Origin of the sequence: Bartonella sp. W8167, from assembly GCF_016100335.1 — a bacterium.
Lineage (GTDB): Bacteria > Pseudomonadota > Alphaproteobacteria > Rhizobiales > Rhizobiaceae > Bartonella > Bartonella apis.
This window is the reverse complement of the sequence record NZ_JACFSQ010000001.1, coordinates 1414442-1428590: the sequence shown is the minus strand read 5'-3', so window position 1 is coordinate 1428590 and position 14149 is coordinate 1414442. Positions and strand designations below refer to the sequence as shown.

The 14149-nt window shown below is 45.4% G+C and carries 14 protein-coding genes; 11 read left to right on the top strand and 3 right to left on the bottom strand.

The genetic code is table 11. The annotated features are described in order from the left end of the window. The first annotated feature begins 43 nt into the window (after nucleotides 1-43). The 8 genes from H3V12_RS05935 to H3V12_RS05900 all read left to right on the top strand — a co-directional run bounded on the left by H3V12_RS05935 (nucleotide 44) and on the right by H3V12_RS05900 (nucleotide 7031). Nucleotides 44-1303, top strand: coding sequence for a glutamate-5-semialdehyde dehydrogenase (locus H3V12_RS05935; protein ID WP_198213483.1), 1260 nt, complete (start codon nucleotides 44-46; stop codon nucleotides 1301-1303). Nucleotides 1304-1329: 26 nt separating this feature from the next. Then, nucleotides 1330-1968, top strand: coding sequence for a nicotinate-nucleotide adenylyltransferase (locus tag H3V12_RS05930; protein WP_198213481.1), 639 nt, complete (start codon nucleotides 1330-1332; stop codon nucleotides 1966-1968). A 171-nt stretch (nucleotides 1969-2139) separates the two neighbouring features. Next, entirely contained in the window at nucleotides 2140-2502 is a 363-nt protein-coding gene (gene rsfS / locus H3V12_RS05925; RefSeq protein WP_210326560.1) for a ribosome silencing factor, read from the top strand. 1 nt (nucleotide 2503) lies between these two features. After that, nucleotides 2504-2986: a 23S rRNA (pseudouridine(1915)-N(3))-methyltransferase RlmH gene (gene rlmH, locus H3V12_RS05920; RefSeq protein WP_075914917.1), complete on the top strand. Its 483-nt coding sequence runs from the start codon at nucleotides 2504-2506 to the stop codon at nucleotides 2984-2986. 99 nt (nucleotides 2987-3085) lie between these two features. After that, on the top strand, nucleotides 3086-4351 hold the full coding sequence (locus H3V12_RS05915) for a peptidoglycan DD-metalloendopeptidase family protein (RefSeq protein WP_198213479.1): 1266 nt from the start codon (nucleotides 3086-3088) through the stop codon (nucleotides 4349-4351). Next, on the top strand, nucleotides 4341-5651 hold the full coding sequence (locus H3V12_RS05910) for a S41 family peptidase (RefSeq protein ID WP_198213477.1): 1311 nt from the start codon (nucleotides 4341-4343) through the stop codon (nucleotides 5649-5651). The genes H3V12_RS05915 and H3V12_RS05910 overlap by 11 nt, the downstream gene beginning before the upstream one ends. A 189-nt stretch (nucleotides 5652-5840) precedes the next feature. Beyond that, nucleotides 5841-6371, top strand: coding sequence for an RNA pyrophosphohydrolase (locus tag H3V12_RS05905; protein WP_246787489.1), 531 nt, complete (start codon nucleotides 5841-5843; stop codon nucleotides 6369-6371). A gap of 105 nt (nucleotides 6372-6476) precedes the next feature. Further along, complete coding sequence (locus tag H3V12_RS05900) at nucleotides 6477-7031, top strand: invasion associated locus B family protein (protein WP_198213475.1); 555 nt, start codon at nucleotides 6477-6479, stop codon at nucleotides 7029-7031. 61 nt (nucleotides 7032-7092) lie between these two features. On the opposite strand, the gene H3V12_RS05895 is transcribed toward H3V12_RS05900, so the two are convergent. Then, nucleotides 7093-9513: a heavy metal translocating P-type ATPase gene (locus H3V12_RS05895; protein ID WP_246787488.1), complete on the bottom strand. Its 2421-nt coding sequence runs from the start codon at nucleotides 9511-9513 to the stop codon at nucleotides 7093-7095. Nucleotides 9514-9712: 199 nt separating this feature from the next. On the opposite strand from H3V12_RS05895, the gene H3V12_RS05890 reads away from it, so the two are divergent. Continuing rightward, nucleotides 9713-10132, top strand: a complete 420-nt coding sequence (locus H3V12_RS05890; RefSeq protein WP_075914915.1) for a helix-turn-helix domain-containing protein — start codon at nucleotides 9713-9715, stop codon at nucleotides 10130-10132. A gap of 28 nt (nucleotides 10133-10160) precedes the next feature. On the opposite strand, the gene H3V12_RS05885 is transcribed toward H3V12_RS05890, so the two are convergent. Next, nucleotides 10161-10373, bottom strand: coding sequence for a heavy-metal-associated domain-containing protein (locus H3V12_RS05885; RefSeq protein ID WP_075870258.1), 213 nt, complete (start codon nucleotides 10371-10373; stop codon nucleotides 10161-10163). A 112-nt stretch (nucleotides 10374-10485) separates the two neighbouring features. Here H3V12_RS05885 and H3V12_RS05880 point away from each other — a divergent pair, with 112 nt between their 5' ends. Beyond that, a complete protein-coding gene (locus H3V12_RS05880; RefSeq protein ID WP_198213473.1) occupies nucleotides 10486-11823 on the top strand; it encodes an MFS transporter in 1338 nt (445 codons plus the stop codon). A gap of 182 nt (nucleotides 11824-12005) precedes the next feature. Beyond that, entirely contained in the window at nucleotides 12006-12299 is a 294-nt protein-coding gene (locus H3V12_RS05875; protein WP_075870256.1) for a YggT family protein, read from the top strand. Between the two features lie 95 nt (nucleotides 12300-12394). Here the strand turns inward: H3V12_RS05875 and H3V12_RS05870 are convergent, their stop codons facing one another. Then, nucleotides 12395-13678, bottom strand: coding sequence for an MFS transporter (locus H3V12_RS05870; RefSeq protein WP_198213471.1), 1284 nt, complete (start codon nucleotides 13676-13678; stop codon nucleotides 12395-12397). Nucleotides 13679-14149 lie beyond the last annotated feature (471 nt).

The following is a 14149-nucleotide window of genomic DNA, read 5'->3' as shown; positions in this document are numbered from 1 at the left end:
TGGCTAACTGCCGGCACGTGGTGGTTTAAAAGGAAAATGTTTCATGGCTGGTTTGCACGACAATCTTTTGAAAATGGGAAAAAATGCCCGTTTGGCTGCCCGGACATTGGCGCTTGCCCCCTCGCTTAAGAAGACACAAGCACTTGAAGCGATCGCCGAAAATATTCGCGAGCGTAAAGATGATATATTGTCGGCCAATGCCAAAGATATAGAAAAAGCCAAAAAGAATGGTATGAGTGCTGCTCTTGTTGACCGTCTGCTGCTTGATGAGAAACGAATTTCATCGATAGCCGATGCCGTTCATATAATTGCCGGTCTTCCTGACCCCGTAGGCGAAATTATGAGTGAATGGAAACGCCCGAACGGATTACAAATCCAGCGCGTTCGCACGCCGCTTGGCGTTATAGGTGTCATTTATGAAAGCCGGCCCAATGTGACTGCCGATGCGGGCGCTTTATGTCTGAAAGCTGGCAATGCTGTTATTCTTCGCGGTGGCTCTGACAGCTTTTTGTCGTCCAAAGCAATTCATGAAGCAATGGTTGAAGGCTTGAAGTTTGCCGGTTTACCGGAACAGTCTATCCAGTTTGTCGACACAGTTGATCGTGATGCGGTGGGTGAATTGCTCACCGGCCTCGATGGCAATATCGACGTTATTGTTCCAAGAGGCGGCAAAAGTTTAGTCGCGCGTGTGCAAAAGGAAGCACGTGTTCCCGTTTTCTCCCACCTTGAAGGTTTGTGCCATATCTATGTTGATAAATCTGCCAATCTCGACATGGCAAAAAAGATAATTATCAATGCCAAATTGCGACGCACGGGGATATGCGGTGCAGTGGAAACTATTCTTATCGACAAAGCAATTGCCGATAAGATCATTCCGGTTCTTATTGCACTTCAACAAGCCGGTTGTGAAATTCGTGCAAGTGAAGATCTTGTCGATAAAATTCCGGGTGCCAAGCTTGCCACCGACGCAGACTGGTCGACCGAATATCTTGACGCCATTGTATCGATAAAGACAGTCAATGGTGTAGAGGGCGCAATCAATCACATCAATCACTATTCTTCCCACCACACAGAATCGATTATTGCCGAAGATAAAAAGGCGGTCGACCTCTTTTTCAGAAGTCTCGATTCAGCCATTCTTATGCACAATGCGTCGACACAATTTGCGGATGGTGGAGAGTTCGGTTTCGGAGGTGAAATCGGCATTGCTACCGGCAAAATGCATGCTCGTGGCCCGATTGGTGTCGAACAATTGACGACATTTCAATATCATGTCAACGGTAACGGGCAGATACGTCCTTGAATGATGTTTTCCGATATGAAAACAAAATGCCGCATTGCGAAAACGGCAATCGGATAGGCCTTTTTGGGGGGTCGTTCAACCCGCCTCATGAAGGGCATCTGCTGGTTGCCAAAATTGCTCTTCGTCGATTGAAACTTGATGAATTATGGTGGATGGTAACTCCTGGTAACCTTCTGAAAGACAGAAGCGGACTTTTGCCGCTTTATGAAAGAATGCGGCTGAGTGCCGAACTCGTTGACGATCCGCGAATAAAAATTACCGGCTTTGAACAAACAATAAAATCCTATACGTCAATCACAACGCTTACCTATTTACTCGCTCACCATCGAAATATCCGCTTCGTTTGGGTCATGGGGGCCGATAGTCTTGCGACATTTCATCAATGGCAGGAATGGAAAAAAATCGTCAACACCATCCCGATCGCTATTATTGACCGCCCGTCAGCTTCAATGTCGGCACTTTTTTCACCAATGGCGGAAACATTCCGGAAATTCCGTGTTAAAGAATATGATGTTGCTGCATTGCCTTATAAAAAACCTCCCGCTTGGGGATATATCCACGGCCGACGCTCTTACGCGTCTTCCACAGGCTTGAGGCAGAAAAACGCAAAGGAGTGCGTGAACGTGAAAGCAACGGAAAACAGGAAACATGCCGATTTTTCTTGAAAAAAAGCGGTAAGTCTGTAACCATCATAACAAAGAAACGGGTGTTAAAAATTAGAATTTATATCGGGTTGAAAGGTGAATAATCTGAAAAAAATTATAGAAACATCAAAGAAGCATAAAATCGGCGAAGACGCTGCCCTTCAACAAAATTTAGCGGACGATCATGCCGGTTTGATTGTCGAGAATAATTTGCAGCGCGTTCTTTCGAGCCTTGATGATTCAAAGGCGCAGGATGTTATCACGATTGACCTTCGCGGGCGTTCCCCGTTAGCAGACTATATGGTGATTGCTTCGGGCGGTTCGCAGCGCCATGTTTCGGCATTGGCTGATCATCTTCTCTACGCCCTTAAAGACTGTAATAAAGGTCAAACCAGGGTGGAAGGCTTGAGCGAATGTGATTGGGTGCTGATTGATCTCGGCGATATTATTGTTCACTTGTTCCGGCCGGAAACACGGGAATTTTATAATCTCGAAAAGATGTGGGGAACGGCGAACAACAATAACGGTATTGCTCTTAAGGTCGGAGAAAATTGACGTGCAGATTTCGGTATTTGCCGTTGGACGTATGAAAAAAGGCCCCGAGCAGGAACTCGTTAGCCGTTATTTCGACCGGTTTTCAAAATTGGCACCTTCCTTGGGGCTGAGCTTTCAAAATGTTCATGAAATTGTCGAAAGTCGGCTACAAAATGCCGATCAGAGGATGGAAGACGAGGGTGAGAAACTTCTCGGCACCTTGCAAGAGGGGAGCCGTCTTATTGTTCTCGATGAACGCGGAAAATCGGTAACATCGGTTCATTTCGCGCGGATGTTACAGAAATTTCGCGACGAGAGCAGCAAACATCTGACTATTGCTTTGGGTGGTCCCGACGGACATTGTGAAAAGGTCCGTAAACGGGCCGATTTGTTACTGTCATTCGGTGCAATGACATGGCCTCACCAGATTGCACGAATTTTGCTTAGCGAACAGCTTTATCGCGCAGCAACGATTTTGAGTGGTCATCCCTATCATCGCGTGTGACGGCGTTCTGAAAATATTAAAAACGCGTTTGTTAACTCCATCTTAGGGGGAAACTGTTTAAAACTGTGTTTTAAACGTCAAACGGCTTCAACAGGAAAAATGGTGAGTTTTGTCATCAGACATGATGCAAAGTTTATCTCGCATATATTTGCGGGAGCTGTGACGATTTGTGCTTTGATCTATTCGGCTTTTCCCGCTTTCGGCGATGAAAACGGAAATAGACAGGTGGCAGCCAAAGCACTCGAAGATATTCGCCAGACAATGACGATATCACGACAGAAAATGGCTGAATTGGCAGGTCAGGTTGATAATTTGAAAAAAGATCAACGAACATTGACAGCCGAAATTGTTAAAGCCGCAAAGAACGAACGGGAAGCTTCCGAAAAAATTGCTGCAAGCGAGAACAAGTTAAAAGACCTTCTTGATGAAAAGTCGAAAGTAAAGCAGAATCTCGATAGCCGAAAGAACGAATTTGCTGAAGTCCTTGCAGCTCTTGAACGAATGGGACTTAATCCGCCTCCGGCTATTCTTGTCGAGCCGGATGACGCGTTAAAATCTGTCCGCAGTGCAGCACTTTTAGGAACGCTTGTGCCGGAAATGCGCGAGAAAACATTGGCACTTTCGGCAAGCTTGAAAGACCTGACCGCTGTCGAGAATTCAATTAAAACCGAACATGAAGAAATGAAAAATCAGGTTCAGTCGCAGGCCGAACAACAAAAACGATTGAGCCTGTTGCTTGAAGAAAAAGCAAAATTGCAAAAAACTTCCGAAAGCGAACTGACCACACAAAGAAAAAATATCGCGGAACTATCCGAAAAAGCAAAATCTCTTGAAGATCTGATTGCCGAACTCGAGCGGCAATCGCGCCAGCAAACTGCGAGCACCGGCATTACAAGCGAAAATGCGGGGCTTCTTCAAAATCTTGATTTCGAGGCAAAAAAAGGTAGCCTTGTTTTACCGGCAGCGGGCAAGGTCGTTCAGAAATTCGGGGCCAATAACGGTGCAGCCCTTGGTGATACAGTTGAAACACTACCGGGAGCAATTGTAACAGCTCCCGCTGATGGAGTGGTTGCCTATGCCGGACCATTTCGTTCATATGGCGAGTTGGTAATCCTTGATACAGGACAGAATTATCATATATTGCTTGCCGGAATGGACAAGATCAATGTAACCCAGGGCCAATTTTTGCTTTCAGGTGAGCCGGTTGGTACAATGGGTATTCAACAAGTTGCTAGTGCGGCTTCTTTGGATATAGGCAAAAGCACTCCGATGCTTTACATTGAGTTCAGAAAACAAGGTAAACCTGTAAGTCCGGCACCGTGGTGGGTAGCTGGTAAGTCGGGAAGGAACCAGAATGATTCGTAAATTGACTGTTTTGGCTGCCGGAGCATTATTGGGCGCAAGTTCAATGATCATGATGCAATCTTTTGCAGCAAATAGTGATGGTGACACTTATAAGCAGCTTGCCATTTTTGGTGATGTTTTTGAACGCGTGCGGGCACAATATGTGACAGTGCCTGATGATAAAAAACTGATTGAAAATGCTATCAACGGTATGTTGACTTCGCTTGATCCGCATTCATCCTATATGAATGCCGAAGAGGCAAAGGATATGCGGGTTTCCACCAAAGGCGAGTTTGGTGGATTGGGTATTGAAGTGACAATGGAAAATGACCTTATCAAGGTTGTTTCGCCAATGGAGGATACGCCAGCTTCCAAAGCTGGCGTTCTCGCTGGTGACCTGATATCCAAAATTGATGGCGAACAGGTGCGCGGTCAGACCTTGAATGATGCTGTCAGCAAAATGCGCGGCGAAGTTGGCAAGCCGATCAAACTGACAATCATCCGTAACGGTGTTGATAAACCACTCGAAATCACTGTTATTCGCGATATTATCAAGGTCAAGGCCGTCAAATATCGTGTCGAGGGTGATATCGGTTATTTACGTCTCATCCAGTTTACCGAACAGACCTATGATGACTTGCAGGCAGCTATTAAAGACATCCAGTCGAAGATTCCGGCAGATAAGCTTAAGGGATATGTCCTTGATCTGCGTTTGAATCCGGGTGGATTGCTGGATCAGGCTGTCAGTGTATCGGATGCATTCCTAGATAAGGGTGAAATTGTTTCAACGCGTGGACGTGATCAGGCAGAAGTCATGCGCTTTGACGCAAAACCGGGCGACATATCCAATGGCAAGCCGTTGATTGTTCTCATCAATGGCGGGTCGGCCAGTGCTTCCGAAATCGTCGCTGGCGCCTTGCAGGATCACCGCCGTGCAACGATTCTTGGCACGCAATCTTTTGGCAAAGGCTCGGTACAAACAATTATTCCGCTTGGAGATAACGGTGCTCTTCGTCTGACGACAGCGCTTTATTACACGCCTTCGGGTTCTTCAATCCAGGGCAAGGGGATTACGCCCGATATCAAAGTAGATCAGCCATTACCGGACGAATACAAGGGCTATGACGTCAATTTGGGCGAATCCGAGTTAAAAGGTCATATCAAGGGCAATCAGGAAGATGATAAGGGATCCGGCTCTGCCGCCTTTGTTCCGAAAGACCCGAAAGACGATATCCAGCTTAATGAAGCCTATAAATTGTTGCGTGGTGAAATGGCAAATGCTGCCTTTCCTCCGAACCCGCAAAAAGGCGTCCCGAATTGAACAAAATAAAAAGCGCGTTCAACGCGCTTTTTATTTGTCAAAATCGGACTTTGGAAGCTTGCCTCTGAAGGAGAGATCTGAAACGGAAGGTTCCGATTTTGACAAATATAACTTAAGGGTGGCAGGCCTGATCAAAGCGTTATAGAATCTTGATATGATTTCGGATGGCAATACATTTGGTAATAAAAGATGACAAAAAACGATATGGATAAACAAAAAAACAAGACAGATTTGCCTTACCGTAAGTGCGTTGGAATTGCCTTGTTTAATAAAGACAATCAAGTATGGGCTGGACGGCGAATTACAAACCGTTTAAGCGAGCTCAAAGGTGCTTCCAAAATATGGCAAATGCCGCAAGGGGGAATTGACAAGGGTGAACACCCTATCGAAGCGGCAAAACGAGAACTTTACGAAGAAACCGGTGTCCGTTCGATAGAATTGATTGCGCAAACCGGGGGCTGGCTTACATACGATTTGCCTGAGGAACTTGTTGGCATTGCGTTGAAGGGCAAGTACCGAGGGCAAACACAAAAATGGTTTGCATTCCGCTTTACAGGTGATGACAAAGAAATTGCGATCAATCCGCCTCCGGCAAACAATACAGCAGAATTCGATCAATGGAAGTGGGTGGATTTGGAAGCTCTTCCGATGATGGTGGTGCCGTTTAAACAAGCTGTTTACGAAAAGGTTGTTGCCGAGTTCCGGCATATTATTGCTTGATACAGTCAAACGATTGAAATTTTTCTGGTTTCAACGCATCAGTTCCTTTATACATTGTCTTTGAATTTCAAATATCGGGGAAATACTTCCAGAAAGAATTTTACTATGAAACGTTTGCTCAGTTCTGTTTTTGTGGCTGGATTATTTTGTTCTACTTTATCAGCCGTCGCCGCTAATGATAAGGGCGGCAGACCCAATGCCGCAACGTTGCCGAATGGTGCTTCGTCGCTTACTGAAACCTATGGGCTATGGACGGTCAATTGTGCCATACAGAACGGTGAAAAAGCTTGTGCTCTGCTTCGCCAGGAAGTTAACAACCAGAACCAGCCGGTCATCAGCATGAATGTTTCGACAAATAATAACGGGGATGTTTCCGGTGTTATTGTTGTGCCTTTCGGCATTCTGGTTTCCAAACCGGTAAAGCTTCAGGTTGATGATACCAAGGCGGTTATTGAAACAGGCGTTCGTACCTGTATGCCTGTCGGTTGCATTGTTCCTGTTGCCTTTGACAAAACGTCAACTCAAGCCTTACGCGCTGGTAAACAACTCAATGTCAAAGCAACTTCCGCCGGTAATAATGAACAGCCGCTGGATAATCTCTTTGTGCAACTTGATGGCTTCGGTTCGGCTCTTGATCGCTTGAATGCACTTAAAAAATAATCCGTCGACTGCATAATCGTCTGATTAGTTTGATTTGGAAAAATGGCTCGAAAGAGCCATTTTATTTTTTGAATAATAAAAGCCTTAATGCATTAAGTGTAACCAGAACAGTCGCTCCGGTATCGGCCATAACAGCAAGCCAAAGTCCTGTAATGCCGAAAATTGTTGTCAAAAGAAAAATCAATTTCAAGCCGAGCGCTATGGCGACATTTTCCTTGATATTCAACATTGTTGTTCGGGCAAGCGTAATAAGTGTCGGTATATCGCTCACACGGTTGCGCAATATGGCTGCATCGGCTGTTTCCAACGCCACATCGGTTCCCGAGCCCATAGCAATGCCCACATTCGCGGCTGCAAGTGCCGGTGCGTCATTGATACCATCGCCCACCATAGCAACAATATGATTGGTGCCAAGTTCATTGATGGCTTCCACTTTCATACCCGGCATCAATTCGGCTTTGACGGCAATACCCAGTTTTCTTGCAATGGCTTCTCCGGTCTGTTTATTGTCACCGGTCAGCATAACGGCTTCAATGTTTAACTGGCGGAGTTCTTCTAAAGCTTCAAAAGCATCATCCCTAGGCTCGTCACGCATTGCAATAACGCCGATTGCCTTACCATCATGATGAACAACGACGACCGTCTTTCCTTCGCTTTCGAATTTTTCAGCACTTTTTTGTAATGTTTGGCCGATAATTCCGTAATCGCTTGAAAATCTTGGGGCTCCGATAAAAACCGGTTTACCTTTCCACTCGGCAATAATGCCTTTACCGGCAACGGCTTTGACATCTTTTACCGAAACGGCTTCTATTTTACGTTTTCCGCTTTCAGTGATGATCGCAACAGCAAGCGGGTGGCTAGATTCCCGTTCCAGAGCAACGGCAAGTTGCAATAATTCATTTTCAGAATATTCGGTTGCAACAACATCTGTGACAACAGGTGTGCCCTTGGTCAAAGTGCCGGTTTTATCGAATGTTATACAATCAACCTTCGATAAAGTCTCGACTACGTTCCCACCCTTGACAAGAAGACCATGACGGGTGCCGGTCGAAAGTCCGGATGCAATTGCAGCCGGAACAGAAATAACAAGAGCACAAGGACAACCGATCAATAATAGAGCCAATCCGCGATAGGTCCATTCTCTCCATTGCCCATCGAAGAGAGGGGGGATGATGGCGACGAGGATCGCGATACCGACGATAATCGGCATATAGATTTTAGAAAAAGCATCGATAAACCGTTCTGTTGGCGCTTTCGCGTCTTGTGCTTCTTCGACAAGTGAAATGATGCGTGCAATGGTATTATCGGAAGGCTTTGTTTCCACACGGATACGCAATGTCGATTCATTATTGATGGAACCGGCAAAAACCTTGCTGTTGATTGTTTTTGTTACGGGGATTGATTCACCGGTAATCGGCGATTCATCAACACCGGAGGTTCCCTCGATAACAACGCCGTCAGCTGGCAAACGATCGCCCGGTCTTGCAAGGACAATATCTGAAATCCGAAGGCTGTCGGCAGGGACTTCTTCAAGTTTGCCGTCTACTTCTTTCCAAGCGGTTTTAGGAGCAAGCTTGCTTAGTGATTTGATGCCTGCGCGGGCATGACCCGTTGCAACCCCCTCAAGCACTTCGCCGACACAAAAGAGAAAAACAACGACAGCTGCTTCCTGTGTCGCATTAATGAAAATGGCACCGATTGCCGCAATGGTCATCAGCATTTCAATCGTAAAGGGGCTGCCATTTTTCAATGCTGCAAACGCCCGTTTTGCAACCGGAAGAAGTGCAGCGAGAGCGGCAATTGTAAAAAACCAGAATGACAAATGTGGTAAAAAAGTCGACGCAATATATGCAAGAGCAAGGAGAACACCGGACAAGATAGCCGCTTGGCCTTTTTGTGTTTGATACCAGTATTTTTCTTCTTGTTGTTCACGCGGCTGGTCATTGTCGATTTTATGCAGGCGATAGCCAAGCGATGCGACTGTCTTTTCTATCTCTTCCGGGCTCACACGGCTTTTATCCGCTTTTAAAGACAGTCTTTCTCTGGTAAGCGAAACATGGACATTTTCTACGCCCGACATGCGCTCCAAAGCGGTGGTAATCGTTCTTGCACAGGCTGCGCAATCCATGCCTTCAACGCGCCATAAAGAATCGTTTCCCGCTTCTAACCGCGGGTCGTCATCGACGATTTCTTCATCTTCATCATCATCTTCATGGGAATGATCGTGGCAATGACCGCCACAGCAATGATCATGAGTATGTTCATGGTGGTCGTCATGATGATGTCCGGCATGCGAGTGATGTTCATGACGATGTTCTTTTTCATCTTCGGACACCGATTCGACCTTATTGCTACTTTGTGCGGTCTCCATTGGAGAATGGGAAACAATGTCTTGGCTCTGTTCAACAGGTTTTGCGGCATTATCGTTATTTATTTGATGATTATGAGCATGTGGAACGGTTTTCTTTTCGACTTCAGCCATGGCTCGTTTCTCCTCTTCCGGGCTTCCAGTCACGTAACGGAAACTTCAACACCAAAATTGCAGAATTTCGAATTTCATTTTTGAAAATCTGACTCTCGAAATCCGCGAACTGAAATTCCCGAAAATGACATTTCCGACGGTGGAATTCATTGTCGAATAACTATATAATTCCTATAGTAACTACAGGTTCAAGAGAAAAATGCAGAAAATCTATTTTTCAATCGGCGAACTCTCAAAGCATACCGGATGTAACATTGAAACAATCCGTTATTATGGGAAAATCGGCCTGCTAGACGAGGCCGAGCGCACAGAAGGAAATCAGCGCCGTTATGTCGAAGCTGATTACAAGCGTCTGTTGTTTATTTTAAGAGCTAGAAATCTCGGCTTTTCTATCGAAGCCATCCGCCAGCTTATAACGCTTTCCAAACATCCGGATGATCCATGCGGGGAAGCAGATACGATTGCACAAAAGCAACTTGCAGAAACGCGCATGAAAATTTCACGCCTGAAAATTCTGGAAAAAGAGCTGGAGAGAATAACAAAGCCATGCAGCGGCCATAAAATACATGAATGCAAGGTTATTGAAAGCCTCGCAGATACAAGCTCTCTTCAAGCATGACAGCTTGAAGAGAGAATTCTGTTGATTTTTACAAGGCTTGAGGCGTGTAGCCCTCTTCCTTCATAATGTCAGCCAAACTTGCCTTGTCGGCCACACCTTTGACTTTGACGAGATGTTTGTCGAGTTCGATATTGACATCGGCAGACGGATATTTTTCTTTGATTGCGTTGGTGATTGTTTTTACACAATGCCCGCATGTCATATCTTCTACCTTGAACAAGCTTGTGTTTTGATCAGACATTTTTATATTCCTTTGCCTATTGACTATTTACTATAATATGAGGGGTTCCTATAGGGTAAGGTCAAGGGCGGGGAGTAGTTTATTTTCATAAAGCCGGCAAAACAGGAAAAAGATGAAGTCTGCACGTAATTTGAATAGTGATGACATACGCACTTTGGGACTTGCCTCTCTGGGGGGAGCACTCGAGTTCTATGACTTCATTATATTTGTGTTCTTTACAGCCGAAATTTCCCATACGGTTCTCCCGTCGGAAATGTCGCCTTGGCTCGCTACAACGTGGACCTATGGCATATTCGCCGCCGGTTATCTGATGCGGCCCATCGGGGGAGTCGTCATGGCGCATCTTGGCGATAAACTCGGCCGCAAGCGTATTTTTACTTTCTCGGTTCTTTTAATGTCGCTTGCAACCTTGGGCATGGCTTTCGTGCCGACTCATAACCATTTCGGTATTCTTTCTCCGCTTATTCTTTTGGCCTGCCGGATGATGCAGGGGTTGGCAGTCGGCGGCGAGGTTCCCGGGGCGTGGACATTTGTGGCCGAACATGTTCCGGAACGTCATGTCGGGCTTTCAACCGGTGTTCTTACCTCCGGTCTTTCTCTTGGCATTCTGATCGGTTCTTTTATCGCGTTTGCAATCAACCACATTGTTCATAACAATGTTTTGCCGTGGCCTGAAAATGTAACCGATTTTTGGGGGTGGCGGGTTGCCTTCATCATTGGCGGAATTTTCGGGCTGGTTGCTGTCTGGCTCCGGCGCTTTCTGGAAGAAACGCCAATATTCAAAGAATTGAAAAGGAAAAAAGCTCTTTCCAAAGAAATCCCTTTGAAAGTGGTTTTGACGAAATATCTGGGAAGCGTTGTTGTTGCTGTTCTTTTGACTTGGACTTTATCTGCAACGGTTATGATTAGTACCTTGCTCACGCCGAATTATATGAAAGCTGCGCCCTATTATTATTCAGGTGATATCACTCTTGCCGCCAATTCGATAACCAGTTTTTTTCTCATTCTTGGAACGCCGGTTGCAGGATTTTTGTGTGACCGCTTCGGTAGCGGCAAGTTTTTTACGTTTTCCGGAATTGTTTTTGCAGGCGTTTCTTACATTTTTTATCATTGTGCTGGTTATTCAACGGCATTGTTCTTTGTGCTTTCGGCCTTTCTCGGTTTTTTCGCCGGCTATGTCGGCTCGGTCGCTTATGTGATTGTTCGTAGTTTTCCGGCAACGGTAAGGTTTTCCGGTTTGTCTTTTTCTTATAATATTGCCTATGCAGTTTTCGGTGGCTTGACGCCCTGGGCGATTAATTTGATGCAACCGGTTTTTCCCATGTTCCATATGTGGTATCTGATTATCATTTCCCTTCTTGCAAGCCTTGTCGGGCTATACCTTATTTTTTATGGAGAAAAGAAACAAATGCCGATAGGGATAGAGGAGCTCGAAACAAAGGATTTGTGATTGCCGCGATCGGAATATGCCCTGACCAGAATGTGCCCTGATCGGAATATGCATTGTATTCACAAACTTTTGCTGCGCTTGTGATTTTTCATGATAAGTTTTAAGCGCTTGTTAAAAAAGCCTTGCCCATCAAGCATTTGAATGGCAATTTCGCTGTTAGTCGACTTTCGAAGGAATAGAGAATGATTTTCGCTTTGCTATCTGTGATAGATCTTGTTTTTAGTGTCTATATTTTCATTCTCATTGCGGGGGCTGTATTTTCCTGGCTTTATGCGTTCAACATTGTAAATCCGCGCAATCCACTCATTGCTGCAATCGGCAATTTTCTTTATCGGGCGACCGAACCGGTGCTCGCGCCGATCCGACGTATTCTGCCAAACCTCGGATCAATCGATATTTCGCCGATTGTCGTATTTCTGATTATCTATTTTATCCGTATTTTTATGTGGCGCGCCTATTTTGGTGTCTTTTTTTAAATCCGGACGACGCATTCCGATTTAAAAAAATAGTCAAAGAAAATAGTAAGGAACGCGGTCGGCATACTTTATTTCTGGGACGGTTTTTATTGCCCTTAGTGGACCTTTTTGTTCCGGCTTAAAAATACTGCCCCTAAACACAAAATATTGGTGAAGATGAGGTAGAAGGCGGGCGAAGCTGGATTTCCAGTGAGCTCCAAAATCCACGTAACAATGATTTGGGCTGTTCCGCCGAAGAGGGAAATTCCCAAAGCATAAGAGATGGAAAATCCGGTGGCCCGCAATCTTTTAGGGAAACATTCGCATAAGAATATGACAATTCCGGCGCCGCTAATGTTCTGCAAGGCCGTAAAAATTGTAATAACGCCGAAGAACACCCAAATACTGTTAAATTGGTTGACGAGATAAAGTCCGGGCCACAGGATAACAAGCAATATGATGCGTGGAACAACGATTGTTATCCGCCGTCCGAACCGGTCTGCACAATAACCGCCGATCAGCGCAAAAATCACAACACCCAATCCGACGACAAAAGTGGCAAGCATCGCAAAATTCTCGCCGTAATGGAGCTCGGTCAGGGCGTAAGTCGTTGTGTAATTCAAAAAATATTGCGTAACGGTACTGCCTGAAAGTACAAATATCCCGATAAAAATCAAAGCGCTGTGATGCTCGAATATCTCTTTCAATAAACCCTTTGTCGAGTGATCTTCGGATTTGTCTTCAAGCTTTAATGTTTCGCCAAGATGACGACGCATCAAAATTGCAATCGGTAAAATGCAAAGTCCAAGACCGAATGCGATCCGCCACCCCCAATCGGTTTGTTGCTGGGGATCGAGACAAAAACTAAGAATATAGCCGATCAAACCGGCGGTTATTGCCGCACCCCCCTGTGCCACAATCTGCCAGCTTGCATAAAAAGCGCGTTTACCTTCCGGAGCGGCTTCCATGATGAATGTTGTCGCCGGTCCTGCTTCTCCACCCCAAGCAAGCCCTTGCGCCAATCTCGCAACGACCAGAAATATCGGCGCGGCAATTCCGATTTTCTCATAACCGGGGAGGAGAATAAGCCCTGAAGTACCGACTGCCATCAACAACATTGTGAGGATCATTGCAGGTTTACGCCCGGCTTTGTCGGCATATGTACCGATAAGGATCGCACCTAACGGACGGGCAATAAAACCTATGCCGAATGTTGAAACCGACAAAATGAGGCTGGAAAAGGCGTTGTCAGACGGGAAAAAGGTTTTTCCGATCATGACTGCAAATGTTGTGTAGACGATAAAATCGTAAAATTCGACGGCATTACCGATAGCAACGGCGGCAACATCACCCTTGGTGATATGGTGTTTTTTTTCAGGGGCTTTTATTGCTGCATCCATACGTCAAAAATCCCGTTGCACTATTTTTATCGGAATTGGGGCACGTTTTACACCAACTATTTTCAACCTTTTAATCAAAAAGACCGGTTGCGCACAGACATCGAAAAAATTTTTTTAAGCGCGATGACATTTTGATGAGGTCTCGTCTTCATAAGCAAATAATATTATTTTTTCTGTAATTTCGAGTAATTATCATCGGAAGCTTATAGGAAACTCACGCGAAATCGCAAATCAACAGCTTGTCAACACCATGTTTTTGACGGCATTTTCTCTTATCAGGACAGACCTGAATTTCGTTCAATCGAAAGTGGCGCTACCACGCAAAGTAAATAACAATTCAAATAAAAACTGGCGATGGCAAATAAGCCAGCCAGTCATTGCGATGGTCGAGTAAACACATAAGAGGCGCCCGAGAAAATTGTTTATACAATTGATTAAAAAACGACGCCCGCCAAACTTTGACGGGCGTTT

What these genes read in the sequence shown, in the direction of transcription:
- H3V12_RS05935 (WP_198213483.1), top strand. Translation starts at nt 44, where the DNA reads ATGGCTGGTTTGCACGACAATCTTTTGAAAATGGGAAAAAATGCCCGT.
- H3V12_RS05930 (WP_198213481.1), top strand. Translation starts at nt 1,330, where the DNA reads ATGCCGCATTGCGAAAACGGCAATCGGATAGGCCTTTTTGGGGGGTCG.
- H3V12_RS05915 (WP_198213479.1), top strand. Translation starts at nt 3,086, where the DNA reads ATGGTGAGTTTTGTCATCAGACATGATGCAAAGTTTATCTCGCATATA.
- H3V12_RS05910 (WP_198213477.1), top strand. Translation starts at nt 4,341, where the DNA reads ATGATTCGTAAATTGACTGTTTTGGCTGCCGGAGCATTATTGGGCGCA.
- H3V12_RS05905 (WP_246787489.1), top strand. Translation starts at nt 5,841, where the DNA reads ATGACAAAAAACGATATGGATAAACAAAAAAACAAGACAGATTTGCCT.
- H3V12_RS05900 (WP_198213475.1), top strand. Translation starts at nt 6,477, where the DNA reads ATGAAACGTTTGCTCAGTTCTGTTTTTGTGGCTGGATTATTTTGTTCT.
- H3V12_RS05895 (WP_246787488.1), bottom strand. Translation starts at nt 9,513, where the DNA reads ATGGCTGAAGTCGAAAAGAAAACCGTTCCACATGCTCATAATCATCAA.
- H3V12_RS05890 (WP_075914915.1), top strand. Translation starts at nt 9,713, where the DNA reads ATGCAGAAAATCTATTTTTCAATCGGCGAACTCTCAAAGCATACCGGA.
- H3V12_RS05885 (WP_075870258.1), bottom strand. Translation starts at nt 10,373, where the DNA reads ATGTCTGATCAAAACACAAGCTTGTTCAAGGTAGAAGATATGACATGC.
- H3V12_RS05880 (WP_198213473.1), top strand. Translation starts at nt 10,486, where the DNA reads ATGAAGTCTGCACGTAATTTGAATAGTGATGACATACGCACTTTGGGA.
- H3V12_RS05875 (WP_075870256.1), top strand. Translation starts at nt 12,006, where the DNA reads ATGATTTTCGCTTTGCTATCTGTGATAGATCTTGTTTTTAGTGTCTAT.
- H3V12_RS05870 (WP_198213471.1), bottom strand. Translation starts at nt 13,678, where the DNA reads ATGGATGCAGCAATAAAAGCCCCTGAAAAAAAACACCATATCACCAAG.